Source organism: Streptomyces sp. NPDC127038, from assembly GCF_042725875.1.
Classification (GTDB): domain Bacteria; phylum Actinomycetota; class Actinomycetes; order Streptomycetales; family Streptomycetaceae; genus Streptomyces.
Window position 1 is genome coordinate 93461 of sequence record NZ_JBHXDQ010000022.1, and the last position, 25972, is coordinate 119432.

Consider the following 25972-nt stretch of genomic DNA (forward strand, 5'->3'; position numbering starts at 1 on the left):
CCGCGACCGACGCCCGGCCCACCCGGCCCGGCCGACGCAGTCCAGGGAGTGCCATGACCAGCATGAGCCGCGTGCTCGCGTTCGCCGCCGCCACCGGACTCCTCACCGCCCTCGCCACGACCGGCGGCACCGCCGCGGCCGCCTCCCGGGCCGGCGGTGGCTGCGCGTCCTCCGTCCCGTACACCGCGGGCCAGGACGGCTACGACACCTACCGCATCCCGGCGGTCGTCACGAGCGGGGCCGGCACACTGCTCGCGTTCGCCGAGGGCCGGCACGGCGGAGCGGGCGACACCGGGAACATCGACGTGGTCCTCAGACGCTCCCACGACGGCGGCTGCACCTGGGGCCCGCTGCGGGTCGTCGCGTCCGGGGACGGTGACACCCGCGGCAACCCGGCGCCGGTGGTGGACCCCGTGACCGGCCGGATCGTCCTGCTCACGACCTACAACAGCGGAGCGGTGACCGAGGCGCAGATCATGCGGGGCGAGGTCACCGCGGAGCAGAGCCGGCGCGTCTTCGTCCAGAGCAGCCGGGACGACGGGCTGCACTTCACCACCCCGCGGGAGATCACCGGCCGGGTGAAGCGGCCGGACTGGCGCTGGTACGCCACCGGGCCCGGCCACGCGATCGCCCTGCGCCACGGACCGCACGCGGGGCGCCTGGTGGTGCCCGCCGACCACTCCGCCGCCCCGCCCGCCGGGTCCCCCGACACCGGCCAGGAAGCCAGGTACTTCGGGGCGCACGCGCTCTACAGCGACGACGGCGGCCGCACCTGGCGGCTCGGCCTCGTCGACGCCACCTACGACGGACTCGACAACGCCAACGAGACCTCCGTGGCCGAACTCCCCGACGGAAGGCTCTACTTCAGCTCGCGCGACCAGAACGGCACCCGTCCCGGCAACCGCCTCGACTCCTACTCGAGCGACGGCGGCCGGACCCTGGACCGCCCGTTCGCCGTCCAGCCCTCCCTTGACGACGTCCCCGTCGTCCAGGGAAGCGTCCTCCAGCTCACCGGCCGCTCCGCCCCGCTCCTCTTCTCGGGCCCCTCCGTCCCCACCGCCCGCCGGTCCCTGGCCGTCTGGCGCAGCACGAGCGCCGGCGCCGGCTTCGTGAAGGCGGCCACCCTGACCGCGCGGCCGGCCGCCTACTCGGACCTGGTCCAGCTCGGCCCCTCCCGGGTCGGCGTCCTCTACGAGACCGGTGACACCGGACCGTACGAGTCCATCGCGTTCCGGCGCCTGCCGGTCGCCGGACTCCTCGGGTAGCTCACAGCAGCCCGGCCGAGGCCAGGTACTTCCCGACGCGTTCCACCTCGCCCGGCGACAGCGGCACCTGGGGCTCCGCCGTCGCCGGGCAGTCGATGACCCCCCGCAGATGCAGCGCGGCCTTGAAGGCGCCGAGCGCCGAGGAACTCCCGCCCATCCGGGCCGGGTCCCCGACGCCCACCAGGCCGAACAGCTCGCACAGCCGCTCCTGTTCGGCCCGCGCCCGCTCCGTGTCGCCCGCCGCGCACAGCTCGTACAGCCGTACGTAGCCCACCGGGTCCACATTGGCCAGACCCGGGACCACGCCGTGCGCGCCCAGCGCCAGCGCCGAGTCGACGACCACCTCGGAACCGGTGAGCACGGTGAAGCCCCCGGCTCCGGGGAGCGTACGGGCGCCGGTGACGACGGCGCGGAAGGAGCCGAGGTCGCCGCTGGAGTCCTTGAGGCCCGCGAGGACACCGTCGGCCGCGAGTCCGAGGACGAGTTCGGGGCTCAGCTTGCTGTGGACGGAGGCCGGCAGGTCGTACGCGAACACGGGCAGCCCCGCGCGGGCGGCGACGAGACGGAAGTGGCGGGCGATCTCGGCTGGATGGGTGCGGGTGTAGAACGGGGCCGTGATGACGACCGCGTCCGCGCCCGCGGCCCGGGCCGTGCGCGCGTGGTCCAGCACGCGGGGCGTCGTCATGTCGATGGCACCGGCCAGGACCGGCAGCCTGCCCCCGACGTGCGCCACCGCCGTCTCGACCACGAGAGCGCGCTGCGCGTCCGTCAGATAGGCCACCTCCGACGTCGAGCCGAGGACGAACAGACCGTGCACCCCCGCGTCCGTCAGATGGTCGATCAGCCGGGTGAGCGACGGGACGTCCACCTCGCGGTCCGGTGTCAGGGGTGTGCAGACGGGCGGTACGACACCGGTCAGCGGGGCGGGCAGGGTCATGAAGGCTCCCGGGTGTGCTGCTGGGGCGGAACGTCGGCCGGGGCGGCGGCCTCCGCGGCGGACCCGGCCTGCGCCACGAGGGTGCGCGTCGACCGGCCCTCCTCCACAGGATGGTGGCACCGGAAGCGGTGCCCGGGGGCCGACGCGGCCGTGAACTCCGGCATCCGGGTCGCGCATTCCCCGTCCGCCCGCCAGCACCGGGTGCGGAAGGGGCAGCCGCTCGGCGGGCGCGTCGCCGAGGGCACGGGCCCCGACAGCGGGATCGGCTCGACCGGGTCGAGCAGGCTCGGCGTTGCCGAGAACAGCGCCCGGGTGTACGGGTGACGGGAGCCCTCGGTGACCTCGGCCGCCGGGGACTCCTCGACGATCCGCCCGAGGTACATCGTGATCACCCGGTCGCTCATCCGGCGCACCGTCTGGATGTCGTGGGACACGAACACCAGGGCCAGACCGAGGCGTTCCCTCAGATCGAGGAGCAGGTTGAGGATCTGCGCGCGCACCGACACGTCCAGCGCGCTCGTCGGCTCGTCGGCCACCACGAGACCCGGATCGAGGGCCAGCGCGCGGGCGATCGCCACCCGCTGGCGCTGACCGCCGGAGAGCTGGCCGGGCAGCGCGTCCGCGAGGGCCCGGGGCAGACCGACCAGGGACATCAACTCCCGCACCCGGCCCTCGCGTTCGGCGGCGCTGCCGCGCCGGTGCACATCCAGCGGGTCGCGCAGGATCCGCCGCACGGACAGCCGCCGGTTCAGGGCCGTGGACGGATCCTGGAAGATCATGCCCGTGCCGGCGCCGACCGCCGTGCGCCGCTCGTCCGGCGTCAGGGACCACAGGTCACGGCCGCCGAAGGACACCGTGCCCGACGTCGGCCGCTGCACCCCCACCAGCACCTTCGCCAGGGTCGACTTGCCGCAGCCCGACTCGCCGACCACGCCGATCGTCTCGCCGGGCGCGACCGTGAGATCGGCGCCCGTCAGCGCGTACACCCGGTCCCGGGTGAAGACGCCGCCGCTGCGCGCCTTGTGGACCACGTGCGCGTCGGTGAGCCGGACGAGCGCCTCGTCCGCCGGGCGGACGGCGGCCCCGGGTCCCGGCCCGGTCATGCGACGCTCCCGGGCCCGAGGTGACGACGGGGTCCGGCCGCCGCCGGGGAGATCCTCACTTCACTGCCTCGCTCTCCGTGGTCACCAGGTCGACGGCCGGGTGGTGGCAGGCCGCCGTGTGGGTGCGGGGGCCGACCAGTCCGGGCGCCGTCGTCCGGCACGTCCCGTCCGCCATCGGGCACCGGTCCGCGAACCGGCAGCCGGCCGGGAAGTCGGCGGGGGAGGGGACGACCCCCCTGATCTGCGTCATGCGCTCCGCCGCCGACTCCAGGGACAGGACGCTGCCCAGCAGCCCGCGGGTGTAGTGGTGCGCCGGGGACTCCACCAGGTCCGCCGTCACCCCCGTCTCGACGATCTGGCCGCCGTACATCACGACCACCCGGTCGGTGACCGCCGAGACGAGCGCCAGGTCGTGCGAGACGAGGACGAGGGCGAAGTCCAGTTCCGCGCGCAGCCGCAGCAGCAGCTCCATGACCTGCGCCTGGACCGTCACGTCCAGGGCCGTCGTCGGCTCGTCCGCCACGATCAGCGCGGGCTCCCTGGACAGCGCCATCGCGATCAGCACCCGCTGGCGCTGGCCCCCGGACAGCTCGTGGGGGTAACTGCGCAGGGTGCGCTCGGGGTCGAGCCCGACCAGGGCCAGGAGTTCGGCCGCCGTGCGCCGGCCGCCCCGCCGTATCACCTGCCTGAGCTGCGCCCTGATCGTCATCGCCGGGTTCAGGGACGACAGCGCGTCCTGGTAGACCATCGCCATCTCGTGGCCCAGCAGCCGGCGCCGAACCCGCATCGGCTCGCCGACCAGCGGCCGCTCCCGGAACCTGACCTGTCCCCGTACCCGGGCGCCCTTGGGTTCCAGGCCCATCACGGTCAGGGCCGTCAGCGACTTCCCGCAGCCCGACTCGCCCACCAGGCCCAGGACCTCGCCGGGATACACCTCGAAGCTGATGCCGTCGACGATGTCCACGCCGCCGTGCCTGCCGTCGAAGCCGACGGCCAGACGTTCGACGGCGAGCACGGGCCGCCCGTCCGTGACCGGTGGCCGGGCGCCCGCGCGCAGCCGGGCCGCGGCCCGCGCCAGGCCGGGCAGTTCGACGACCGTGCCACTGCCCGGCTCAGGGGCTTCGAGCCGGTCCTCGGCGGGCGGCACGGACACCTCGCGGGCGGCCGGCGCGGCCCAGGCGTCGGAGACGCCCTCGGAGAGGATGTTCAGCGACAGCACGGTGAGGAGCATCAGCAGGCCGGGGAAGACGGTGGCCCACCAGCCGCCGGTGAGGACCATGTTCTTGCCGTCGGCGATGACACTGCCCCAGGACGGGTCGGGGGGCCGGACCCCCGCGCCGATGAAGGACAGCGAGGCCTCGAAGACGATCGCCTCGGCGACCTGCACGGTGCAGAACACGAGCACCGGGGCCGCGCAGTTGACGGCCACGTGCCGCAGGACGATGTGCGGGGTGCGGGCGCCGATCACGCGCTCGGCGGTGACGTAGTCCTCGCCGTACTGGGACAGCACGTTGGCCCGTACGACCCGGGCGACGGGCGGGGTGAACAGGAACGCGATCGCGCAGATCAGGACGGTGATCCCGCCGCCGAACACGGCGACCAGCACGGCGGCGAGCGCGATGCCGGGGAACGCCATCACCACGTCCAGGGAGCGCATCAGCGTCTCGTCGACCGCCTTGCGCGAGGTCGCGGCGAGCGCGCCGAGCAGCGCGCCCACGACCAGGGCGAGGGCGGTCGCGCCGAGGCCGATGGCCAGGGACCAGCGGGCCCCGTACATCAGCCGGCTGAGGATGTCCCGGCCGAGGCTGTCCTGCCCCATCCAGTGGTCCGCCGACGGATGGCCGGTGCCGTCCGTCTGCGGCTGCTGGTCGAGCGGGTCGTGCGGCGCGAGCAGCGGGGCGAACACCGCCGTCACGAGGACCACGGCCAGGAAGCAGAGCGCGATCCTGGACGGCGGCGGCAGTCCGCGCAGGCCGCGGAGCCGGATTCCGGGCCGGGCGAGGGCCCCCGCGAGTTCCTTCCGCGTGATCACCGGGTCGACTCCCTCAGCCTCGGGTTGACCAGCAGATACAGGATGTCGATGACGAGGTTCACGACCACGAAGCCGATGGCCGTGGTCAGGACGACGCCCTGCACGACGGCCGGGTCGCCGTTCTGCACGGCGTCGATCATCAGCTTGCCCATGCCGGGCAGCGAGAAGATCGTCTCGATGACGACCGCCCCGCCCAGCAGGTAGCCCACGCGCAGACCGAGCACGGTCAGCGGGTTCATCAGGGCGTTGCGCAGGACGTTGCGGCCGACGACCACCCGGGGCGGCAGCCCGCTGCCGATCGCGGTGCGCACGTAGTCCTTGTCGAGCTCCTCGACCACCGAGGTCCGCACGATCCGGGTGAGCTGGGCGGCGACCGGCAGGGACAGGGCGAGCGCGGGCAGCGCCATGGTCTTGAGCCAGCCGGTCGGCGAGTCGGCCGGGTTGATGTAGCCGCCGGTCGGGAACCAGCCCCGGTCGACGGCGAGGTACTGGATCATCAGCAGGGCCAGCCAGAAGCCGGGTGCGGCGACCCCGGTCAGGGACACCACCCGGATGATCTGGTCGGGCAGCCGGTCGCGGTGGATCGCGGCCGTGACCCCGCCGAGCAGCGCCAGCACCACCGCGATGCCGAGCCCCAGGAAGGTGAGCTGGAGGGTGAGCGGCAGCGCGGTGGTGACCTGGTCGGCGACCGGTGCCCTGGTCAGGGCACTGGTCCCCAGGTCGCCGTGCAGCAGGTTCCCCACGAAGTGGACGTAGCGCACGGGCAGCGGATCGAGCAGCCCGTTGCGCTCCCTGAAGTCGTGCAGCTGCCGCGGGGTCGGATTGGCTCCCTGGAAGAACGCGGACGCGGGGTCGACGTCCGAGAACCGCATCACCAGGAACACGAACAGGACGATCCCGAGCATCAGCGGTACGAGCAGCGCGATCCGGCGCAGCAGGATCCTGACGATGGCGACCACGTGCGAACTCCCCCGTCGCCTAGACCCACTTGGCTTGCAGCAGGTTGATGCCGGGATAGGGCTGCGGCCTTATCCCGGCGAGCCGGCGCGGGTTCCACGCCGTCATCAGCTCGTTGTGCACGACCGGGTAGAGCACGGCCTGCTCGGCGACGACGTCGATGTAGTCCTGGATCATCGTCTTCTTCTTGTCGGCGTCCGGTTCCTGAGTGGCCCGGTCCATGTCCTTGAAGAGCTGCCTCGCGACCGGGTCGCCGGCCCAGCGGGCGTAGCCCATCCAGAGGTTCTGGGGGCCGTAGTTGTAGTGCATGATCAGGTCGGCGTCGAGGCCGAACTGGTTGGGGTTCGAGGCGGCGGCGACGACCTGGTAGTCCTGTTTCTGGTCCATCTTGGTGAAGACGGCCGTGGTCTCCTGCGGGGACAGGGTCGTCTCCACGCCGATCGCGTCCCAGGACGCCTTGACGGTCGGCAGGCAGTCGACGATCCAGCTCACGTTCACCGACAGGATCTCGATCCTCAGCCCCTTGACCCCGGCCGCCTTCAGGAGCTTCTTCGCCTTCTCCGGGTCGTAGGAGTAGACGGTCTTCGCGGGCCGGTAGGAGGGGTTGGCCTCGTTGAGGAAGGAGGTCGACGGCTTCCCGTGCCCCTTGAGGGCGACCTCGACCATCTTGCCGGTGTCGATGGCGTAGTGCAGCGCCTGCCGCACGCGGACGTCGTCGAACGGCTTGTGCCTGGTGTTGAACATCAGGAACAGGTTGTTCATGCCCGCGCCGCCCTGGACCGTCATGCCGCCCCTGCGGAGCTGGGCGATGTCGGCGTACGGGATGTTGTCGGCGATCTGGGCCCCGGCGCTCGCCCCGGAGATCCGGGCGACGCGGGGCGCCGCGTCCACTACGGTCAGCCAGTTCATCCGCTTGAAGGCGGGCCTGCGCGGTCCGTTGTAGGCGGCGAACGCCTCGAACGTGGTGTTGGACTTCGGGTGGTGCGCGGTCTGCCGGTAGGGGCCGGAACCGATCGCCTTTCCCTTGATCGCGTCGTCCCAGGCGCCCGGCAGCGAGAAGACGTGCTTGGGCATGATCTTCGCCAGGGTGAGCCGGGAGATCCCCTCGGGGAACGGGAACTTGAGCACCAGCTCGACGTTCCGCGCGTCGGTCGCGCGGACCTCCTTCAGCCAGGGCGCGAAGAAGCCCTTGGCGAGCGTCTGGGTGTTCGGGTCGAGTATCCGGCCGAAGACGAAGACCACGTCCTCGGCGGTGACCGGTTTCCCGTCGTGGAAGGTGGCCCCGGACCGCAGCGTGAACTTCCAGGACGTGCCGGTGAGGTCGGCGGGCACCTGGGTGGCGAGGGCGGGGTAGGGCTCGCGGGAGATCGGGTCGGTGTCGAGCAGGCCCTCGTAGATGTGGTTGTTGGCGGCCATGGAGAAGGCGGACGCGGTCTGCGTCGGGTCCCAGCTGCCGTCGTTCCCGTAGCCGATGACGGCGGTCAGCGTGGCGTTGCGGCCGCTGCCCGCGTGGCCGGTGTCGTTCGTCGACTCGGGTCCCGAGGAGCAGGCGGCGAGGGCCGGGGAGAGGGCGGCGGCCGCGCCCAGGGCCCCGGTGTACTTCAGGAACGACCGGCGGTGCGGCGCCGAGGTGGGGTTCACGTCGCGCACGGTTCCTCCAGCAAGGAGTGGTCCAGTGGAACGGTCCGGTGGGGCGGTGGAGCGGTCGGTGCGCTCCGGTGGGACGGCCGGCGCGCTCCGGTGGGGGAGCGGCCGGATCGGTGGGAGCGGCCGGTCAGGTCGGCCGGACGGCAGGAGATACGACGTCCTACGTCATAGGGGGCAGCGTGACCATAAGAGGGGGCAAGGAGAGGGTCAAGGGCCCGCACACGAATGGCGTATCTTCCACAGGCGCGACCAATGACGGTAAGAATCAGGGGCAGTTGGCCGAACTTGGCGTTTAATCAGCCCGGAGGTGGGACGTCCGATGTCCAGCGAGCGTACGATGCGGCGCATGCCTGAGGAGACCGGGAACCGGCGCAGGCCCGAGCGCCGGGTGAGCAGTCATATCCAGCGCGAGGTCATGCAGCTGATCCTCGACCAGGGGCTTCCGGCCGGCGCGCCGCTGCCCACCGAGACCGAGTTGATGAACGACCTCGGGGTGAGCCGCAATTCGGTCCGTGAGGCGCTCAAGGCCCTTCAGGCGCTGGACATAGTCGAGATCCGGCACGGCTACGGCACCTATGTGGGCGAGGCGTCGATGACCCCGTTCGTCGACGGACTGACCTTCCGCACGCTCGCCCGTCCGGACGATCCGACCGGGGCGCTCGCCGAGATCCTCCAGGTCCGCGAGGTGCTGGAGGAGGGGCTGATAAGCCGGGTCGCCGAGGTGCTGACCGAGGAGGAGCTGGACCGGCTGGAAGCCGTCGTCACGGAGATGGAGACGGCGGGCGACGACGGCCGCTCCTTCCCCGAACTCGACAGCGAGTTCCACGAGTTGCTGTACGCCTCGCTCGGCAACCCGCTCGTCCCCCAGCTGCTCGGCGCGTTCTGGACTGTCTTCCGGCGGGTCGCCGTGGTGCGCGGCTGGAGCGACGACATCACCCCGGAGGTGACGGCCCGCCGCCACCGCGACATCCTCACCGCCCTGCGGGACCGCGACGTCGAGGGCGCCCAGCGGGCGATGGCCGACCACTTCCGGGGCATCGAGGCACGTGCGGCCCAGGGCTCCCGCGGAGTGGGCTGACCGGACACTCTGTTCGCCCCCGCCCGCGGGCGAACGGTGTCGACCCCGGTCGTACGTCCCCGGTCCGATGTCCACCCCGGGCCGCCTGCCTACGATCGGGCACATGCATGTCACGCCGTCGCTCCCCCCGCTCAAGCGTGTCCCGCCCGGCGCCTGGGTCGCCCTGGCCTGGTGCGCCAGCACTCTCTTCACGGTCCTCGCCCGGATCCGGCTGCCCGGCCAGAACGGGCCGAACGAAGTGGCCGCCGCCCAGTTCTACCGCTGGGACGGCCTGCTGCTCTTCACCGTGGCATGCGTCCTGGCCCTGGCCGGCAGCGCCTGGCTCGGCCGCCGACCCCTGGCCGCGCTGACCCTCCTGCTGGCGGCGGGCGCCCTGTTCACGACCAACCTCGCCGTCACGGCGATCCAGCTCGCCCAGTACCTCGCCGTCGACGTCGCCCTCTACTTCATCGCGGCCGGCCGCTCCCGCCGCACCGGGACGACCGGGCTGGCGATGGCGCTCGCCGTCCTGGCCGCCTGGCTGACGGGACGGCTGGTGCAGGGCTGGGGCATCGGCACGCTCGTCGAGCTGACCGTGGCGCTGACGGTCGTCGTCGCCTGGCTGCTCGGGGACGCCTCCCGCCGCACCCGGGTCCACGCCGAGCAGCTCCGCGCCCGGGCCGCGGGCCAGGCCGTCACCGACGAACGCCTGCGCATCGCCCGCGAGATGCACGACATGGTCGCCCACAGCATCGGCATCATCGCCCTCCAGGCGGGCGCCGCCGCCCGGGTCGCGCACACCCAGCCGGACGCGGCCCGGGAGGCGATGGCGGCGGTCGAGACGGCGGGCCGGGAGACCCTCGCCGGGCTGCGCCGCATGCTCGTCGCGCTGCGCGAGGCGGACCACGGGGACGGCCGGGACCTGCTGCCCGGGACGGCCCCGGACGGGCACCCCGGCTCGTCCGGAGACATCGGCGGGCACTCCGGCCCGTCCGGAGATCCCGGCGGGTACCGCGGCTCGACCGGAAATCCCGGTGACCGGATCTCCGGCACGATCCACGGGGCCCACGAGGCCCAAGAGGCCCACGGGCCCCAAGGGCTGGGAGGGGACGGCGAGTCGGCCCCGCCGGGCCCGTTCGGCGGGGCCGGCTCCGGCTCCGGCTCCGGCTCCGGTCCCGGGGAGACGGACCTCCCCGGAGCCGCCGCAGGCGATCGCTTCGGCACCGCCCGGTCCGCGGCGACGCGCCCCGCCGAGGGACTGGCCGACCTCGAACGGCTCGCCGCCGCCGCGACCGCGGCCGGGGTCCGCGTGGACCTCCGCTGGACCGGCGAACGGCGCCAACTCCCGGCGGACGTCGACCTGTCGGCGTTCCGGATCGTCCAGGAGTCCGTCACCAACGTCTTACGCCACGCGGCGACGACCGTCTGCCGGGTGACCGTCGACCACCGGGACACCGAGGTCGCGGTCGAGATCACCGACGACGGCCGGGGCACGGGCAGCACCACGGACACCGGATTCGGCCTCATCGGCATGCGCGAGCGGGCCGCCCTGCTGCACGGCGAGTTCACCGCGGGCCCGCGCCCCGAGGGCGGTTTCCGGGTGAGCGCACGCCTTCCGCTCCCGGCAACGGGCCGGGCGGGCGCCCGATGACGGTACGCGTGGTCCTCGCCGACGACCAGCAGCTCATCCGCACCGCCCTGCGCATGGTCATCGCCGACATCGAGGACATCGAGGTCGTGGGCGAGGCGGAGAACGGCGAGCAGGCGGTGGCGCTCGCCGCGGAACTGCGCCCCGATGTCGTCGTCATGGACATCCGCATGCCCGGCATGAACGGCATCGAGGCGACCCGCCGGATCACGGCGGACACCACGGGCCCGGCGGGCCCGGCCAGGATCGTCGTCCTCACCACCTTCGACGACGACGACTACGTCTACGGGGCGCTGCGCGCCGGGGCGTCCGGGTTCCTGGTCAAGGACATGGGCCTGGACGACATCCTCGCGGCCGTACGGGTGGTGGCGGCCGGGGACGCCCTCATCGCCCCCGGAGTCACCCGCCGGCTCATCCAGGACTTCACCGCCGCCCGTCCCGAACTGACCCGGGGGAACTGCGAGCTGAAGGGGGTCACCGAGCGGGAGCGCGAGGTACTGACCCTGGTCGGCAGCGGACTGTCCAACACCGAGATCGCCGAGCGGCTCTTCATCAGCGTGGCCACGGCGAAGACGTATCTCACCCGGCTGCTCTCGAAGCTGGACGCGCGCGACCGCGTCCACCTGGTGATCATCGCGTACGAGGCGGGGCTGGTGTCCGTGAACCGGTCGGCGCGAACGCCCTGAGCCCGGCCCGGCCGGACCGCCGGGGACGGCGGTCCGGGACCCGGTTCCCACCGGGGTGAAACCCGCACCCTCCCTGTGTCGTTCCAGTTCTGAACAGAGGAATTCCCAGGCGGCCTCCCGTGAGCCGCCGGCGCCGGGGGCGACCCCCGGGCCCGGCGGGCGGAGGCACTCGGCGCACCGCGCCGAAGAGGCGGAGGACACTGTGCAGGACCTACCGGACGGCGCGCGCACGGACCGGAGTCACCATCGAGGTCCACATCCGGCCCGCGGCGGCCCCGCGGTGAAGGCGGCACCGCCGCCGACCGGCTCCTGCGCCGTCGACACCCGCACGGGGAGGGTCGGCGTGGTCATGGGGCACGAGGGTCCTTACGTACAGCTCAGGCCGCTCGGCGGCGGCCGGGAGTGGGACTGCTTGCCGGAGGCCGTGCGGCAGGCCACCACGGCGGAGCGGACCGGAACGGCACCCGTGTGCGCCGGAGCGCACGGGTGCCGCGGGACGGTCTGAAGGGCCCGGTGCCGCCACGGTCCCGGGAGGTCCCGGGCCGAAGGCGACCGTCCGGGCCGTGCTGTCCGTGCCGTAGGCGAGAATGGGCCGCATGAGTCTGTTCCGCGACGACGGCATCGTGCTGCGCACCCAGAAGCTGGGTGAGGCGGACCGGATCATCACGCTGCTCACCCGCGGTCACGGCCGGGTACGGGCGGTGGCGCGCGGGGTCCGGCGGACCAAGTCGAAGTTCGGGGCGCGCCTCGAACCCTTCTCCCACGTGGACGTGCAGTTCTTCGCGCGGGGCGGTGAACTGGTCGGCCGCGGGCTGCCGCTGTGCACCCAGAGCGAGACGATCGCTCCGTACGGTGGCGGGATCGTCACCGACTACCCCCGGTACACCGCAGGCACCGCGATGCTGGAGACCGCCGAGCGGTTCACCGACCACGAGGGGGAGCCCGCGGTGCAGCAGTACCTGCTGCTGGTCGGCGGCCTGCGCACCCTCGCCCGCGGCGAGCACGAACCCCACCTCGTCCTGGACGCCTTCCTGCTGCGCTCCCTCGCGGTCAACGGCTACGCGCCCAGCTTCAGCGACTGTGCCAAATGCGGCATGCCGGGACCCAACCGCTTCTTCTCGGTCGCGGCGGGAGGAACCGTCTGCGTCGACTGCCGGGTGCCCGGCAGCGTCGTACCCTCGCCTCAGGCCCTCGAACTCCTCGGCGCGCTGCTCACGGGAGACTGGGAGACCGCGGACGCGTGCGAGCCGCGGCACGTCCGGGAGGGCAGCGGGCTGGTGTCGGCCTATCTCCACTGGCATCTGGAACGCGGACTGCGTTCCCTGCGGTACGTGGAGAAGTAGGCGCCGTCACGGCAGGGCCGGGGCGGCGCACGGGCGCGGCACGAGCGCGCGGGAACAGCACGGAAAAGAAGCAAACAGAGCGAGACGAGCGCCCGGCGCACGCGAGCCAGTCAGAGGAGACGAGAAACACATGGTCGTACGCGGGATCCTGGGCCGCAGGCGCCGCGAGTACAAGGCGCCGGAACCGCACCCCTCCGGTGCCCGCGCGCCCAAACTCCCGGGCGAGCTCGTCCCGGAGCATGTGGCGATCGTCATGGACGGCAACGGCCGCTGGGCCAAGGAGCGAGGGCTGCCCCGCACCGAGGGCCACAAGGTCGGCGCCGAGCGCGTCCTCGACGTCCTCCAGGGCTCGATCGAGGTCGGCGTCGGGAGCATCTCCCTGTACGCCTTCTCCACCGAGAACTGGAAGCGCTCGCCCGACGAGGTGCGCTTCCTGATGAACTTCAACCGCGACTTCATCCGCAAGACCCGCGACCAGCTCGACGAGCTCGGTATCCGGGTCCGCTGGGTGGGACGCATGCCCAAGCTGTGGAAGTCGGTCGCCAAGGAGCTCCAGATCGCCCAGGAGCAGACCAAGGACAACGACCGGCTCACCCTGTACTTCTGCATGAACTACGGCGGCCGCGCCGAGATCGCCGACGCGGCGCAGGCGATGGCCGAGGACGTGAAGGCCGGCCTCCTCGACCCGTCCAAGGTCAACGAGAAGACCATCCAGAAGTACATGTACTACCCGGACATGCCGGACGTGGACCTGTTCCTGCGCCCGAGCGGCGAGCAGCGCACCTCCAACTACCTGCTCTGGCAGAGCGCCTACGCCGAGATGGTCTTCCAGGACGTGCTGTGGCCCGACTTCGACCGGCGTGACCTGTGGCGGGCCTGCGTCGAGTACGCCCAGCGCGACCGCCGCTTCGGCGGCGCCGTCCCCAACGAGCAACTGCTCGCCATGGAGCAGGACATGAGGGGCGACGGCTCGTAACACCCGTCACTCGCCGCGGCGTTCTCGACCGGCGCCGCGGTCACGGCCCGTCACCACAGGACCGGGGAGGGGCCGTGACCGGGGGCCGGGGCGCCCTCCGCGTGTCCGCGGGGTTCAGCCCTTGGCCGCGGCGCACTCCGCGCAGGTGCCGAAGATCTCCACCGTGTGGGCCACGTTCACATAGCCGTGCTCCGCGGCGATGGCCTCCGCCCACTTCTCGACCGCCGGGCCCTCCACCTCCACGGCCTTGCCGCAGACGCGGCAGACGAGGTGGTGGTGGTGCTCGCCGGTGGAGCAGCGGCGGTAGACCGACTCGCCCTCCGAGGTCCGCAGGACGTCGACCTCGCCGGCGTCGGCGAGGGACTGGAGCGTGCGGTAGACCGTGGTGAGCCCGACCGAGTCGCCCTTGTGCTTGAGCATGTCGTGCAGCTCCTGCGCGCTGCGGAACTCGGTCACCTCGTCGAGCGCCGCCGCCACGGCGGCACGCTGCCGGGTGGAGCGGCCCCGGACGGGCGATCCAGCGGTTGTCACCGTTGCCTCCTAGCGTCTGCCCTTGCCCGGCCATTGTGCCAGTCCGGGCAGGGCGTGGTCAGACGCCGACGGTGCTCTCCGGGCTGCGGGTGGCCGGAATCGCGCACTCCGCGGGGTCCCCGGCGGCCTGCGCCGCGGCCAGCGCACGGGCCCGGCGCCGGGCCAGCGGTGACGCCAGCGCCGTCAGCGCGATGAACGCGCCGATCGTCAGCAGCACGATCGTCGAACCGGGCGGGACGTCCTGGTAGAACGAGGTCACCGTGCCGCCGATCGTCACGCTCACCCCGATCGCCACCGCGATGGCGAAGGTGGCCGCGAAGCTCCGGGTGAGCTGCTGGGCCGCCGCCACCGGCACCACCATGAGCGCGCTCACCAGCAGCAGGCCCACGACCCGCATCGCGACGGTGACCGTGACCGCCGCCGTGACGGCCGTCAGCAGGTTCAGGGCCCGCACCGGCAGACCGGTCACCCGGGCGAACTCCTCGTCCTGGCTGACCGCGAACAGCTGCCGGCGCAGTCCGAGGGTGACCGCCATGACGAAGGCCGCCAGCAGGAAGATCGCCGTCACGTCGGACTCGCTGACCGTCGACAGCGAGCCGAAGAGGTACGAGGTCAGGTTGGCGTTCGAGCCGCCCGGCGCGAGGTTGATGAACATGACGCCGCCCGCCATGCCCCCGTAGAAGAGCATGGCCAGGGCGATGTCCCCGCGGGTCTTCCCGTACCAGCGGATCAGCTCCATGAGGACGGCGCCGAGCACCGACACGGCCGTGGCCATCCACACCGGTGAGGTGTTGAGCAGGAAGCCGAGGCCGACGCCCGTCATCGCCACGTGGCCGATGCCGTCGCCCATCAGGGCCTGGCGGCGCTGGACCAGGTAGATGCCGACGGCGGGCGCGATGACGCCGACCAGGACGGCGGCGAGCAGCGCCCGCTGCATGAAGGCGTAGTCGAGGATGTCCATCAGCTGAGCAGTCCCGTCCGGAGGGGTTCGGCGTCGTGGGCCGCGTGCGGGTGTACGTGGTCGTGGCCGGGCAGCGCGTGCTGGCCGACCGCTCTCGGCGGCGGGCCGTCGTGCAGGACGCAGCCGTCCCGCAGGACGACCGCGCGGTCGATCAGCGGCTCCAGCGGGCCCAGCTCGTGCAGGACGAGCAGCACCGACGTGCCCTGGGCGACCTGGCCGCGCAGGGTCGCGGCCAGCACCTCCTGGCTGGCCAGGTCCACGCCCGCCATCGGTTCGTCCATGATCAGAAGTTCGGGTTCGGAGGCCAGCGCGCGGGCGATGAGGACCCGCTGGTGCTGGCCGCCCGACAGGGCGTTCACGGAGTCCTTGGCCCGGTCGGCCATGCCGACGAGCTCCAGGGCCCGTCGTACGGCCGCGTGGTCGGCCTTGCGCAGGACGCCGAAGCGGGCGCGGGACAGCCGGCCCGAGGCGACGATCTCGGTGACCGTCGCCGGCACACCGCCCGCGGCCGTGGTCCGCTGCGGGACGTAGCCCACGCGGTGCCAGTCGCGGAAGCGGCGGCGGGGGACGCCGAAGATCTCGATCTCTCCGGCGCTGACGGCGACCTGGCCGATGACGCTGCGTACGGCGGTCGACTTGCCGGAGCCGTTCGCGCCGAGCAGCGCGACGACCTCCCCGCGCCGCACGGTCAGGTCCATGCCGCGCAGGACCGGGCGTGAACCCAGTTCCGCCCGGACGCCGCGCAGGGACACGACGGACTCGCTCATGACGTCCTCCACAGTGGTCACTTCGTTCCCAGCGCCGTCTGGAGCGCCTTCAGGTTCGACCGCATGACCTGCATGTAGTCGTCGCCCCTGGATTTGTCCGTGATGCCTTCGAGGGGGTCGAGGACGTCCGTCCGCAGCCCTATGTCCCGGGCGATCGTGCCGGCCGTCCTGTCGCTGACGAGCGTCTCGTAGAACACCGTCGTGACGCCGTCGGCCTTCGCCAGGTTCTCCAGCCCCTTCACCCGGTTCGCGCTGGGCTCGGACTCGGGGTCGAGGCCGTTGACGGCCTCCTCGGTGAGCCCGTAGCGCTCGGCGAGGTAGCCGAAGGCGGCGTGGGTGGTGATGAAGGTCCTGGTCCTCGTGTTCGCGAGCCCGTCGCGGAACTCGGCGTCGAGCGCGGCGAACTTCTTGCGCAGCGCCGCCATGTTCTTGTCGTAGTCCGCCGCGTGCCCGGGGTCGGCCTTCTTCAGCGCGGCCGACACGCCCTCGGCGACCTGGGCGAAGCGCACGGGGTCGAGCCAGATGTGCGGGTCGGGGGCGCCGGCGTCCTCGCCCTCGCCGTGGTCGTGGGCGGCGGCGTGCCCGCCGACCTCGTTGCCGTGCTTCTCCAGGGTCGTCAGCGAGGCCGCGTCGACCTTGGTCCGCACACCGGACTGGGCCACCGCGTCGTCCACGGCCGGCTGGAGGTTCTTGAGGTAGAACACGGCGTCCGCGTCCTGGAGGCGCGCGGTCTCCCGGGCGCTGATCTCCAGGTCGTGCGGCTCCTGGCCCGGCCGGGTCAGGTTCGTGACGTCCACGTGCGTCCCGCCGATCTGCTCGGCGAGGTACTGGAGCGGGTAGAACGACGCGACCACGTCGAGTCTGCCGTCGTCGCGGGCGTCGGCCGCGGCGGAGCCCGAGCAGGCGGTGAGCGCGCCGAGGCCGAGGGCGGTGGCGGCCGCCACGGCGGAGCCCGGTATGAGGCGTCGTCGTACGTTCATGACAGTCATTTTCAACAAATCTGGAAACGATTGTCAACAAGCCCACGGATCGGCACCCGCGCGGCTCCCGGCAACGGGTATCAAGTGGATCCAATCGGCAGGAAGCGGCCCACCGCGGGAACCGATTTGATACAGGGGTGGCCGACGCCGGTAACCTGAAGCATTCGCTGCCGTCCGTTCGTAATGAAGAGAGCACCGTGGCCGCCGACAAGATCGATTCCATCGTCAGCCTGAGCAAGCGCCGTGGCTTCGTTTTCCCCTGTAGTGAGATCTACGGAGGACAGAAGGCCGCCTGGGACTACGGCCCGCTCGGTGTCGAGCTCAAGGAGAACCTGAAGCGCCAGTGGTGGCGCTACATGGTCACGTCGCGCGAGGACGTGGTCGGTCTGGACTCGTCCGTGATCCTGGCCCCCGAGGTGTGGGTCGCCTCCGGTCACGTCGCCACCTTCACGGACCCGCTGACCGAGTGCACCTCGTGCCACAAGCGGTTCCGCGCCGACCACCTGGAGGAGCACTACGAGGCCAAGCACGGCCGCCTCCCGGAGAACGGCCTCGCCGACCTCAACTGCCCCAACTGCGGCAACAAGGGCACGTTCACCGAGCCCAAGCAGTTCTCGGGCCTGCTCTCCACCCACCTCGGCCCGACGCAGGACAGCGGCTCCGTCGCCTACCTGCGCCCCGAGACCGCCCAGGGCATCTTCACCAACTTCGCCAACGTGCAGGTCGCCTCGCGCAAGAAGCCGCCCTTCGGCATCGCGCAGATGGGCAAGTCCTTCCGCAACGAGATCACGCCCGGCAACTTCATCTTCCGCACCCGCGAGTTCGAGCAGATGGAGATGGAGTTCTTCGTCAAGCCGGGCGAGGACGAGCAGTGGCAGGAGTACTGGATGGAGCAGCGCTGGAACTGGTACACCGGTCTCGGCATGCGCGAGGAGAACATGCGGTGGTACGAGCACCCGAAGGAGAAGCTCTCCCACTACTCCAAGCGCACCGCCGACATCGAGTACCGCTTCCAGTTCGGCGGCAACGAGTGGGGTGAGCTGGAGGGCGTCGCCAACCGCACCGACTACGACCTCAACGCGCACTCCAAGGCCTCCGGCCAGGACCTGCTGTACTACGACCAGGAGGCCCAGGAGCGCTGGACCCCCTACGTCATCGAGCCCGCCGCCGGTGTCGGCCGCGCCATGCTCGCCTTCCTGCTCGACGCCTACGTCGAGGACGAGGCCCCGAACGCCAAGGGCAAGATGGAGAAGCGCACGGTGCTGCGCCTCGACCACCGTCTGGCCCCGGTGAAGGTCGCGGTCCTGCCGCTGTCCCGCAACCCGGAGCTGTCCCCGAAGGCCAAGGGCCTGGCCGCCGCGCTGCGCCAGAACTGGAACATCGAGTTCGACGACGCCGGCGCCATCGGCCGCCGCTACCGTCGCCAGGACGAGATCGGCACCCCGTTCTGCGTCACCGTCGACTTCGACACCCTCGACGACAACGCCGTCACGGTGCGCGAGCGCGACTCGATGAAGCAGGAGCGTGTCTCGCTCGACCAGATCGAGGGCTACCTGGCCGCCCGCCTCGTCGGCTGCTGACCCGAGCTCCGCACGAAGCACGAAGCACGAAGCCCCCGTCTCCCGGTCAGGGAGGCGGGGGCTTCGCGTCGTCCCGGACCATGAGGCGTCCGGGGGTCCGGGCGCCCGCGACACCGGCGTGCCCCGGCGCCCCCGCGGGGGACCGGCTCACGCCTCCTTGGGGTCGACCGTCGCCTGGTGCTTCTCGGCCAGGTGTTCCTCGGCCTTCAGCCAGGGCAGGAACTGGGTGTTCTTGCGCCAGCCGCACGTCTCGCACCGGATGGTCCGCTGGACGCCCGACCGCTGCACATGGACGGTGTGTTCGCGGCCGTGCTGGTCCCAGCGGCTCACTTTGCTCGCGTTGATCTGAAGCATGACGCCTCCTGGTTCTCCCGCTTCGCCTGCGCAGCAAGGAGTGTGCAGCATGGCGAAGATCAACGGGGGTTCCTGGGCCGTGAGTTCGCGGACGCCCGAGCGGCGGCGGTCGCGGGTCAGGACGGGGCGAGATGGCCCTCGGCGGCCTCGACGGCGGCCGTGGTGACGTTGACCTGGTGTTCTATCTGCCGGTCCACCGGCACCCAGGTCGCCGTGAAGCTGGCCGAGTAGGCGGCGCACCAACGCGCCACGAGGGCTTCGAGCTCGGCGCGCTGGGACGCTGTCCCCGGGGCCGGCGCGTACTCCTCCAGCAGGCGCAGCAGCATGGCGGCGGCCCGCAGCGGGGTGCGGCGGGCGAAGCCCTCGATGCTGGCCGTCCGGGCGCGGGTGAGACCGGGCAGCGGGGTGAACGACGGATGCGCGGGATCCCAGCTGTCGGCCAGCGGGCCGCACACACCCAGCGTCTCGGCCACGGCCCGGCGCATGCTGAAGGCGGGCTCGGGACCGGGCGCCGGGAGGTGCGGACGGGCCCGCTCGTAGTGGACGCGGACGGTGTGGGCGTAGTCCCGCAGCCGTTCCGCCCAGTGCCGCAGCCGCTGTTCGGGAGCGGGGTGCGGGGCGAGGTCGGCGAACCCGGCCGCGGCCCAGACCGGCACCTCCAGGACCGCGGTGACACCGCCGTGGGCGTGCGGGGCGAGCCAGGTCGAGCGATGGGCGTTCTCCGGGAAGGCGGTGGGGCGTTCGGGCGCACCGGGCGGCGGCAGGACGAAGACGCCGGGAGCGCTCGTGGGCCAGTGCAGGGCGTCCAGCGGGGCCCGTTCGACCGGGATGCCGAGCCGTTCGGCGGAGGCGGCGAGGGTCCGGTCGAGACCGGGGACGTCCCGGGTGAGCTGGGCGAAGGTGCCGCCGATGTCCGTGCTGTGCAGGGAGATCTGGATGTAGGGCCGCAGCCGGTGGATGACGTCGAGCAGGGCGCGGCTCTCCGGCAGGACCCTCGGGCGGGGCAGGGCCGGTGCCCATTCGGGCTGTTCGTCGGCGGTGGGCCGGAAGAAGGACCGGTAGTGGCCGAAGAGGGTGTCGGCCCGGTGCCCGCCCTCGTTGAGGCGCGCTCCGTCCGGGTCGAGGCACAGCACCAGATGCCATACGGTGCCGGGACGTTCGCCGCCCAGTGCCCGGTGGGCCAGCGCCAGAAGGGTGCCCCCGCCGACGTACTCGTTGGGGTGTGCGCCCGCGACCACGAGGGCGTGCCGTGACCCTTTCCCGACGCTCAGCATCCGCAGCGGGACGCCGTGCCGGGAGTGGCCGATCGTGCTCAGCCGGCACAGGCCGGGATACCGGGCGGTCAGGGCCTCGGCGGTGCGGGTGACGTCGGCGGGTGTGGGATAGCTCAGTGTCCGGATCCGCTGTCGTCCCGGGTCCGTCTCCGGTCCAGCGCGCGGATCTTGATCTCGGCCACGGAGTCTCCTCGGATCGTGGATCGCCGGTCGCGGGTCCGCCGGACGGAACGCGCCGGGCCATCGCCGGGCACGTTCCGTTCGACTTCGGTGCGACTCAGTACGACATGGCGCACCACTGGTGTCAACAGCCCCTGGGGGTAAGGCGGCAGCCTCATGGCCTGGGCATATGCCGCTGGCCGCACGGGAGTCGAATCCTGTGGGCGGACCCGTCCCTCAACTGATCGTGCGGGGCAGCCGCAGGCTCAGCGCGGTGGTCAGGACCACGCCGGCCAGCTGGACCAGCAGGGTCGTCACCAGGGCGTCGCGCATGCCGTGGGAAGGGGCCAGCGACAGGAACAGGGTGCCGAGGGTGGCCACACCGACGGCGAGCGCCGCCTGCTGGGTCGTGGCCATCACGCCGCTGCCCACGCCCGCCCGCGCGGCCGGCACCTCGGAGAGGATGATCCGGATGAGGACGGGCAGCTGGAGCGCCTGCCCCGCGCCGGCGACGGCCGCTCCGGGCAGCAGTTCCACGATCCCGAGATCGGGCCAGGAGCGCCAGGCGGCCAGCGCGATGAGGCAGAGACCCACCGCCTGGAGCAGTCCGCCCGCGGTGACGACCCGGGTGCCGAAGCGGGCGATCAGCCGCGGTCCGCACAGCGACGTGACGAAGAAGACGACCGCCATGGGCGCGAGGGCCAGCCCCGCCGGGACGGGCCCGAGGCCCTCCCCGCGTTGCAGGGCCACCGCGATCACGAACATGAAGCCGCTGAACCCGATCGAGAACGGCACGATCATGATCAGGCCCCGGCGCAGCGAGGTCAGCTCGAACAGGCTCGGCGGGACCAGGGGGGTGCGGCCGCGCCGGTCCGCGCGGCGTTCCACGAGGTAGAACGCGGCGGCCGCGAGCGGGAACAGGGCGAGGGACACCCAGGTCCACAGCGGCCAGCCCGCGGCCCGGCCCTCGGTGAGCGGGGCCAGCAGAGCCAGCAGCGCGACCGCGAGCAGGACCGTGCCGGGGGCGTCGACGGGCTCCGGGCGCTGCGAGCGGGTCTCGGGGACCGCGCGGCGGGCCAGCACCAGGCCGAGCACCACGACGGGCACGTTCACCAGGAACACCGAGCGCCAGCCGGTGCCCGCGATGTCGGCCGCGACCAGCAGGCCGCCGAGGATCTGCCCGGCCACCATGGACAGGCCGGCCGTGGCGCCGTACAGGCCCATCGCCTTGGCGCGGCGCTGTCCGGAGGTCGCCGACTGGATGGTGGCCAGGACCTGCGGCAGCATCGCCGCGGACGCCGCGCCCTGGGCGACGCGCGCGGCGACCAGGGTCCACGCGGTGGGCGCGAGGCCGCAGGCGAGCGAGGTCAGGCCGAAGGCCGCCATGCCGCCGAGGAAGAGCCGGCGCCGCCCGAAGAGGTCGCCGAGGCGTCCCCCGAGGACGAGCAGGACGGCGTACGCGACTCCGTAGCCGGCGACGACGAGTTCGAGGACGGCCTCGCTCGCGTTCAGGTCCCGCCCGATGGTCGGCAGGGCCACGTTGACGATGAAGAAGTCGATCAGGGGCAGTGCCGCGCCGAGCAGCACCGTGAAGAGTCCGAGGCCGCCGAGCGCGGGTGGCGCCGTGGGGGCACGGACGGTGGTCGTGAGGGTTCCGGTTTCGGTCACGTCCCCAAGACTTCTCCTCGGCCCAGACGGGTACCAGAGTCTCCTTATCCTGGTACAAGCACTACCTGGCAACAGGCTGCGGTGAGCGGCAGGCTGGAGGAATGACGACGATGGCACAGGAGACGCGCCCCGGAACAGTGCCCGAGCCGCCCCGGGCCTCCGGCACCCGCACGGGGGAGATCCGCCGGCACGAGCTGGCCACCTTCCTGCGCAGCCGCCGCGAACGCATCACGCCCGAGCAGGTCCAGCTGCCCCGCGGCCGCCGCCGCCGTACGCCGGGCCTGCGCCGCGAGGAGGTCGCCCAGCTCTCCGCCGTGGGCGTCACCTGGTACACCTGGTTGGAACAGGCCCGCGACATCCAGGTCTCCGAGCAGGTCCTCGACGCGCTGGCCCGCACGCTCCTGCTGGACCCCAGCGAGCGCGCCCACCTCTTCCAGCTGGCCGGGGCGGTCGATCCCACGCCCGCCGCGCAGTGCCCGGTGATCACCCCGGCGCTGCGCCGGATCCTGGCACAGCTGGAGCCCGTCCCGGCCTGCATCCAGAACAGCAGGTACGACATCCTGGCGTACAACCGCACCTACGGGCGGCTGATGATGCGCGACCTCGACGCGGTCCCGCCCGCCGACCGCAACTGCGTCCTGCTCGCCTACACGAACGCGGAGTGGCGCGAGTCGATCGTCCTGCGCGACGAGACCACGCGGCTGATGGCCGCCAAGCTGCGGGCGTCGATGGCCGGGCACCTGGGGGAGCCGGCCTGGAAGACCCTGCTGAAGCGGCTGCGGGCCGAGTCGGCGGAGTTCCGCGAGAACTGGGACCGGTACGAGGTCGCCGCCGCCCTCGGCAAGACCAAGCAGTTCCTCAACCCGTACGTCGGCCTGGTCACCGTCGACCACACGGACCTGTGGCTCGCCCCCGACCTGGGCGCCCGCATGGTGACGTACCCGCCCAAGGACGAGGAGAGCCGCGAGCGGCTGGAGAAGCTGCACGCGATCGCGCTGCGGGCGGAGGCGGAGGCGGAGGCGGAGGCCGGGGCAGGGGCGGCGGAGGCGGTCGCGGACCGGCCCGGAGCGGGCCTCTGCGAGGAGGCGGAGGTCGCGGACCGGCCCGGAGCGGGCCTCCGAGCGGCGGCGGCACGAGCCCGCTGACCGGGGGAGACCCGACCCGACGGTCCGACGGTCCGGCGGGCGGCCGGCGTCGCACCGGCCGCCGGGTGGCTCAGGCCGCCGACGGGTCCTGGGCCCGTACGCCCGCCGCGTCCCGGATCTCCGGGGACTCCAGCAGGCGGGCCGTGCGTTCGGCCGACGCGCGGGCCCGGGCCCCGCTGCTGAGCAGACCGATCGCGAGGACCGCGACACCGCAGGCGGTGATCACCCACCAGCCGGGGCGGGACGCGGCGACGAAGGTCTCCCGGTAGGCGGAGGCCTGGATGCCGGAGGCGAGGGCCGCGCCGATGACCGCGACACCGAGGGTGCCGCCGATCTGCCGGCTGGTCGAGGCGACGGCGGCGGCGACGCCCGCCTGGGCGCGGGGCATGCCGGAGACGGCCGTGTTGGTGATCGGCGCGTTCACGAAGCCGAAGCCGAGGCCGAAGAAGACATAGCCGACGACGAGCGTGACGTTCGACGTCTCCGCCTCGAAGGCGGCGAACAGCACCCCGCTGACCGTCATGGCGAGCCCGGCGATCAGCAGCGACGGCCGGGGGCCCCGGCTGCCGACCAGACGTCCCGATATCGGCGCGCAGACGAAGCACAGGATCGCCATGGGCAGCATCCACAGGCCCGCGTGCAGGGCGTTCAGACCGCGCACGTTCTGGAGGTACAGCGTCGACAGGAACAGGAAGCCGCTCAGCGCGGCGAACGCGCTCACCGCGATGACGGTGGCCCCGCTGAACGGAACCGAGCGGAAGAAGCGCAGGTCGATGAGGGGTTCGTCGCGCCGCGGCTCGTACCACAGGAGGCCGGCCAGCGCGGCGAGGGCGACGGCGCCGAACGACAGGGTGTGGGCGATGCCCGAGGTCGGCGCCTCGATGATCGCGTACGTCAGGGAGCCGAGCAGGACGATCACGAGGAGCTGGCCGACCGGGTCGGGCCGGCGGGCCTTCGGGGCACGGGACTCGGGGACGAACCGCAGGGTCAGCAGGAGCGCGGCGAGGCCGACGGGCAGGTTGATCCAGAAGATCGACCGCCAGCCGACGGAGTCGACGAGCAGTCCGCCCACCATCGGTCCGGCGGCCATCGATATACCGACGACGGCACCCCAGACCCCGATCGCGCGGGCCCGCTCGCGGGGGTCGGTGAAGGTGTTGGTGATGATCGACATCGCCACCGGGTTCAGCATCGAGCCGCCGACGGCCTGGACCATCCGGAAGACGATGAGCGTGTCGAGGTTCGGGGCGAGGGAGCACAGCACCGAGCCGATGGTGAACAGCACCAGGCCCGCCATGAACACCTTGCGCCGGCCGATGCGGTCGGCGGTGGAGCCCGCCAGCATCAGCAGTGAGGCCAGCACCAGGGTGTAGGCGTCGATGGTCCACTGCATGCCCGCGACGCTCGCGTGCAGCTCCCGCTGCATCGAGGGGAGGGCGACGTTCAGAACCGTGACGTCGAGGCTCACGATCAGCAGACTCATGCAGCAGATCGCGAGCACCAGCATCCGGTGACGGTGGCTGAGCTCAGGCATGGAGTCAGCGTACGTCGTTGTCGATAGTGTGTCTAACTAATGACCACTACATGATCTTCCGCGCGAGCATCCGGCGCCGTACGCCACAATGGGGGAATGCCCACGCCCACGTCCACGGTGAACCCCATGGTGAACCCCCCGGTGAACTCCTCGCTCTCGATCGGCCCCCACACGGCGCAGCCGCCCGTCGTCCTGGCCCCCATGGCCGGGATCACGAACGCGCCGTTCCGCACGCTGTGCCGCGAGTTCAGCGGCGGCAAGGGCCTGTTCGTCAGCGAGATGATCACCACGCGGGCGCTGGTCGAGCGCAACGAGAAGACCATGCAGCTGATCCACTTCGACGCGACCGAGAAGCCGCGCTCGATCCAGCTGTACGGAGTCGACCCCGCCACCGTCGGCAAGGCCGTCCGCATGATCGCGGAGGAGGACCTCGCCGACCACATCGACCTGAACTTCGGCTGCCCGGTCCCCAAGGTCACCCGCAAGGGCGGCGGCTCCGCCCTCCCGTACAAGCGCAACCTGCTGCGCGCGATCCTGCGCGAGGCCGTGAGCGGCGCCGGGGACCTGCCCGTCACCATGAAGATGCGCAAGGGCATCGACGACGACCACATCACCTTCCTCGACGCGGGCCGGATCGCCGTCGAGGAGGGCGTGACGGCCATCGCGCTGCACGGCAGGACCGCGGCCCAGCACTACGGCGGCACCGCCGACTGGGACGCCATCGCCCGGCTGAAGGAGCACGTGCCGGAGATCCCCGTCCTCGGCAACGGCGACATCTGGTCGGCGGACGACGCGCTGCGCATGGTGCGCGAGACCGGCTGCGACGGCGTCGTCGTCGGACGCGGCTGCCTCGGCCGGCCGTGGCTGTTCGGCGACCTCGTGGCCGCCTTCGAGAGCCGCCCCGGCGACTACGCGCGGCCCGTGCTGCGCGAGGTCGCGGCGGTCATGGTCCGCCACGCCACGCTCCTCGGCGAGTGGATCGGCGACGAGGCGCGGGGCGTCATCGACTTCCGCAAGCACGTCGCCTGGTACCTCAAGGGCTTCTCGGTCGGCTCCGAGATGCGCAAGCGCCTCGCGATCACCTCCTCGCTCGCCGAGCTCTCCGACGGACTCGCCGAGCTGGACCTCGACCAGCCGTGGCCCGCGGGCGCCGACGGCCCCCGCGGCCGTACCTCCGGCAACAACCGGGTCGTCCTGCCGGACGGCTGGCTGAAGGACCCCTACGACTGCGCGGGCGTGTCCGAGGACGCCGAACTGGACACCTCCGGCGGCTGATCCGCCGGCCGTGCGGGGGGGGCGCCCCCCCCCCGCCCCCCCGCCCGCACCCCGGGGCCCCCCCCCCCCCCCCCCCGTGCCCGGGTGGTGCAT

Annotated in this window: 22 protein-coding genes; 9 read left to right on the top strand and 13 right to left on the bottom strand. The window is 72.4% G+C overall.

Annotation, left to right across the window (positions count from 1 at the left end):
* Positions 1 to 53: 53 nt before the first annotated feature.
* Positions 54 to 1265, top strand: coding sequence for an exo-alpha-sialidase (locus tag ACFWI4_RS17925; RefSeq protein ID WP_387196910.1), 1212 nt, complete (start codon positions 54 to 56; stop codon positions 1263 to 1265).
* Between the two features lies 1 nt (position 1266).
* On the opposite strand, the gene ACFWI4_RS17930 is transcribed toward ACFWI4_RS17925, so the two are convergent.
* Genes ACFWI4_RS17930 through ACFWI4_RS17950 form a run of 5 tightly spaced genes read right to left on the bottom strand, consistent with a single transcriptional unit; the run spans position 1267 to position 7944 of the window.
* A complete protein-coding gene (locus ACFWI4_RS17930; protein ID WP_387196913.1) occupies positions 1267 to 2202 on the bottom strand; it encodes a dihydrodipicolinate synthase family protein in 936 nt (311 codons plus the stop codon).
* A complete protein-coding gene (locus ACFWI4_RS17935; RefSeq protein WP_387196916.1) occupies positions 2199 to 3305 on the bottom strand; it encodes an oligopeptide/dipeptide ABC transporter ATP-binding protein in 1107 nt (368 codons plus the stop codon). Before ACFWI4_RS17935 ends, ACFWI4_RS17930 begins: the two co-directional genes overlap by 4 nt.
* Positions 3306 to 3360: 55 nt before the next feature.
* Positions 3361 to 5337, bottom strand: coding sequence for a dipeptide/oligopeptide/nickel ABC transporter permease/ATP-binding protein (locus ACFWI4_RS17940; RefSeq protein WP_387196919.1), 1977 nt, complete (start codon positions 5335 to 5337; stop codon positions 3361 to 3363).
* Positions 5334 to 6296 (bottom strand): ABC transporter permease, encoded by a 963-nt coding sequence (locus tag ACFWI4_RS17945; protein WP_387196922.1) that lies wholly within the window; start codon positions 6294 to 6296, stop codon positions 5334 to 5336. Before ACFWI4_RS17945 ends, ACFWI4_RS17940 begins: the two co-directional genes overlap by 4 nt.
* 19 nt (positions 6297 to 6315) lie before the next feature.
* Complete coding sequence (locus ACFWI4_RS17950; protein ID WP_387196925.1) at positions 6316 to 7944, bottom strand: ABC transporter substrate-binding protein; 1629 nt, start codon at positions 7942 to 7944, stop codon at positions 6316 to 6318.
* Between the two features lie 334 nt (positions 7945 to 8278).
* On the opposite strand from ACFWI4_RS17950, the gene ACFWI4_RS17955 reads away from it, so the two are divergent.
* From ACFWI4_RS17955 to ACFWI4_RS17975, 5 genes are all read left to right on the top strand, one after another.
* Positions 8279 to 9019, top strand: coding sequence for a FadR/GntR family transcriptional regulator (locus ACFWI4_RS17955; protein ID WP_387196969.1), 741 nt, complete (start codon positions 8279 to 8281; stop codon positions 9017 to 9019).
* Between the two features lie 103 nt (positions 9020 to 9122).
* Positions 9123 to 10649, top strand: a complete 1527-nt coding sequence (locus ACFWI4_RS17960; protein WP_387196928.1) for a sensor histidine kinase — start codon at positions 9123 to 9125, stop codon at positions 10647 to 10649.
* Positions 10646 to 11332: a response regulator gene (locus tag ACFWI4_RS17965; RefSeq protein ID WP_385397101.1), complete on the top strand. Its 687-nt coding sequence runs from the start codon at positions 10646 to 10648 to the stop codon at positions 11330 to 11332. The genes ACFWI4_RS17960 and ACFWI4_RS17965 overlap by 4 nt, the downstream gene beginning before the upstream one ends.
* Before the next feature lie 596 nt (positions 11333 to 11928).
* The gene (gene recO, locus ACFWI4_RS17970; RefSeq protein ID WP_385397099.1) at positions 11929 to 12675 is read left to right on the top strand and encodes a DNA repair protein RecO; all 747 of its coding nucleotides are present in this window, start codon (positions 11929 to 11931) and stop codon (positions 12673 to 12675) included.
* Between the two features lie 130 nt (positions 12676 to 12805).
* Positions 12806 to 13651, top strand: coding sequence for an isoprenyl transferase (locus ACFWI4_RS17975; RefSeq protein ID WP_385397097.1), 846 nt, complete (start codon positions 12806 to 12808; stop codon positions 13649 to 13651).
* A gap of 114 nt (positions 13652 to 13765) precedes the next feature.
* Here ACFWI4_RS17975 and ACFWI4_RS17980 read toward each other — a convergent pair whose 3' ends face one another.
* The 4 genes from ACFWI4_RS17980 to ACFWI4_RS17995 are packed head-to-tail and all read right to left on the bottom strand — an operon-like array spanning position 13766 to position 16890.
* Entirely contained in the window at positions 13766 to 14182 is a 417-nt protein-coding gene (locus tag ACFWI4_RS17980) for a transcriptional repressor (protein WP_326787939.1), read from the bottom strand.
* A 58-nt stretch (positions 14183 to 14240) separates the two neighbouring features.
* Positions 14241 to 15143 carry a metal ABC transporter permease gene (locus tag ACFWI4_RS17985; protein WP_387196932.1) on the bottom strand — a complete coding sequence of 301 codons (903 nt, stop codon included), beginning with the start codon at positions 15141 to 15143 and terminating at the stop codon, positions 14241 to 14243.
* The gene (locus ACFWI4_RS17990; RefSeq protein WP_385397092.1) at positions 15143 to 15910 is read right to left on the bottom strand and encodes a metal ABC transporter ATP-binding protein; all 768 of its coding nucleotides are present in this window, start codon (positions 15908 to 15910) and stop codon (positions 15143 to 15145) included. Before ACFWI4_RS17990 ends, ACFWI4_RS17985 begins: the two co-directional genes overlap by 1 nt.
* Before the next feature lie 17 nt (positions 15911 to 15927).
* Positions 15928 to 16890 (bottom strand): metal ABC transporter substrate-binding protein, encoded by a 963-nt coding sequence (locus ACFWI4_RS17995; RefSeq protein ID WP_387196935.1) that lies wholly within the window; start codon positions 16888 to 16890, stop codon positions 15928 to 15930.
* Between the two features lie 197 nt (positions 16891 to 17087).
* Between ACFWI4_RS17995 and ACFWI4_RS18000 the strand changes: the two genes are divergently transcribed.
* Positions 17088 to 18470: a glycine--tRNA ligase gene (locus tag ACFWI4_RS18000; protein ID WP_385397088.1), complete on the top strand. Its 1383-nt coding sequence runs from the start codon at positions 17088 to 17090 to the stop codon at positions 18468 to 18470.
* A gap of 147 nt (positions 18471 to 18617) precedes the next feature.
* On the opposite strand, the gene ACFWI4_RS18005 is transcribed toward ACFWI4_RS18000, so the two are convergent.
* From ACFWI4_RS18005 to ACFWI4_RS18015, 3 genes are all read right to left on the bottom strand, one after another.
* On the bottom strand, positions 18618 to 18824 hold the full coding sequence (locus tag ACFWI4_RS18005; protein ID WP_385397086.1) for a hypothetical protein: 207 nt from the start codon (positions 18822 to 18824) through the stop codon (positions 18618 to 18620).
* A 116-nt stretch (positions 18825 to 18940) separates the two neighbouring features.
* A complete protein-coding gene (locus tag ACFWI4_RS18010) occupies positions 18941 to 20224 on the bottom strand; it encodes a M14 family zinc carboxypeptidase (protein ID WP_387196972.1) in 1284 nt (427 codons plus the stop codon).
* 270 nt (positions 20225 to 20494) lie between these two features.
* Complete coding sequence (locus tag ACFWI4_RS18015; protein ID WP_387196939.1) at positions 20495 to 21925, bottom strand: MFS transporter; 1431 nt, start codon at positions 21923 to 21925, stop codon at positions 20495 to 20497.
* A gap of 101 nt (positions 21926 to 22026) precedes the next feature.
* On the opposite strand from ACFWI4_RS18015, the gene ACFWI4_RS18020 reads away from it, so the two are divergent.
* Positions 22027 to 23070, top strand: coding sequence for a helix-turn-helix transcriptional regulator (locus tag ACFWI4_RS18020; protein WP_387196942.1), 1044 nt, complete (start codon positions 22027 to 22029; stop codon positions 23068 to 23070).
* 70 nt (positions 23071 to 23140) lie between these two features.
* On the opposite strand, the gene ACFWI4_RS18025 is transcribed toward ACFWI4_RS18020, so the two are convergent.
* The gene (locus tag ACFWI4_RS18025) at positions 23141 to 24604 is read right to left on the bottom strand and encodes an MFS transporter (RefSeq protein WP_387196945.1); all 1464 of its coding nucleotides are present in this window, start codon (positions 24602 to 24604) and stop codon (positions 23141 to 23143) included.
* A gap of 96 nt (positions 24605 to 24700) precedes the next feature.
* Here ACFWI4_RS18025 and dusB point away from each other — a divergent pair, with 96 nt between their 5' ends.
* Positions 24701 to 25879, top strand: coding sequence for a tRNA dihydrouridine synthase DusB (dusB, locus tag ACFWI4_RS18030; RefSeq protein ID WP_387196948.1), 1179 nt, complete (start codon positions 24701 to 24703; stop codon positions 25877 to 25879).
* The last annotated feature ends 93 nt before the right edge of the window (positions 25880 to 25972 follow it).

What these genes read in the sequence shown, in the direction of transcription:
- ACFWI4_RS17925 (WP_387196910.1), top strand. Translation starts at nt 54, where the DNA reads ATGACCAGCATGAGCCGCGTGCTCGCGTTCGCCGCCGCCACCGGACTC.
- ACFWI4_RS17930 (WP_387196913.1), bottom strand. Translation starts at nt 2,202, where the DNA reads ATGACCCTGCCCGCCCCGCTGACCGGTGTCGTACCGCCCGTCTGCACA.
- ACFWI4_RS17935 (WP_387196916.1), bottom strand. Translation starts at nt 3,305, where the DNA reads ATGACCGGGCCGGGACCCGGGGCCGCCGTCCGCCCGGCGGACGAGGCG.
- ACFWI4_RS17955 (WP_387196969.1), top strand. Translation starts at nt 8,279, where the DNA reads ATGCGGCGCATGCCTGAGGAGACCGGGAACCGGCGCAGGCCCGAGCGC.
- ACFWI4_RS17960 (WP_387196928.1), top strand. Translation starts at nt 9,123, where the DNA reads ATGCATGTCACGCCGTCGCTCCCCCCGCTCAAGCGTGTCCCGCCCGGC.
- ACFWI4_RS17965 (WP_385397101.1), top strand. Translation starts at nt 10,646, where the DNA reads ATGACGGTACGCGTGGTCCTCGCCGACGACCAGCAGCTCATCCGCACC.
- recO (WP_385397099.1), top strand. Translation starts at nt 11,929, where the DNA reads ATGAGTCTGTTCCGCGACGACGGCATCGTGCTGCGCACCCAGAAGCTG.
- ACFWI4_RS17975 (WP_385397097.1), top strand. Translation starts at nt 12,806, where the DNA reads ATGGTCGTACGCGGGATCCTGGGCCGCAGGCGCCGCGAGTACAAGGCG.
- ACFWI4_RS17985 (WP_387196932.1), bottom strand. Translation starts at nt 15,143, where the DNA reads ATGGACATCCTCGACTACGCCTTCATGCAGCGGGCGCTGCTCGCCGCC.
- ACFWI4_RS17990 (WP_385397092.1), bottom strand. Translation starts at nt 15,910, where the DNA reads ATGAGCGAGTCCGTCGTGTCCCTGCGCGGCGTCCGGGCGGAACTGGGT.
- ACFWI4_RS17995 (WP_387196935.1), bottom strand. Translation starts at nt 16,890, where the DNA reads ATGAACGTACGACGACGCCTCATACCGGGCTCCGCCGTGGCGGCCGCC.
- ACFWI4_RS18005 (WP_385397086.1), bottom strand. Translation starts at nt 18,824, where the DNA reads ATGCTTCAGATCAACGCGAGCAAAGTGAGCCGCTGGGACCAGCACGGC.
- ACFWI4_RS18020 (WP_387196942.1), top strand. Translation starts at nt 22,027, where the DNA reads ATGACGACGATGGCACAGGAGACGCGCCCCGGAACAGTGCCCGAGCCG.
- ACFWI4_RS18025 (WP_387196945.1), bottom strand. Translation starts at nt 24,604, where the DNA reads ATGCCTGAGCTCAGCCACCGTCACCGGATGCTGGTGCTCGCGATCTGC.
- dusB (WP_387196948.1), top strand. Translation starts at nt 24,701, where the DNA reads ATGCCCACGCCCACGTCCACGGTGAACCCCATGGTGAACCCCCCGGTG.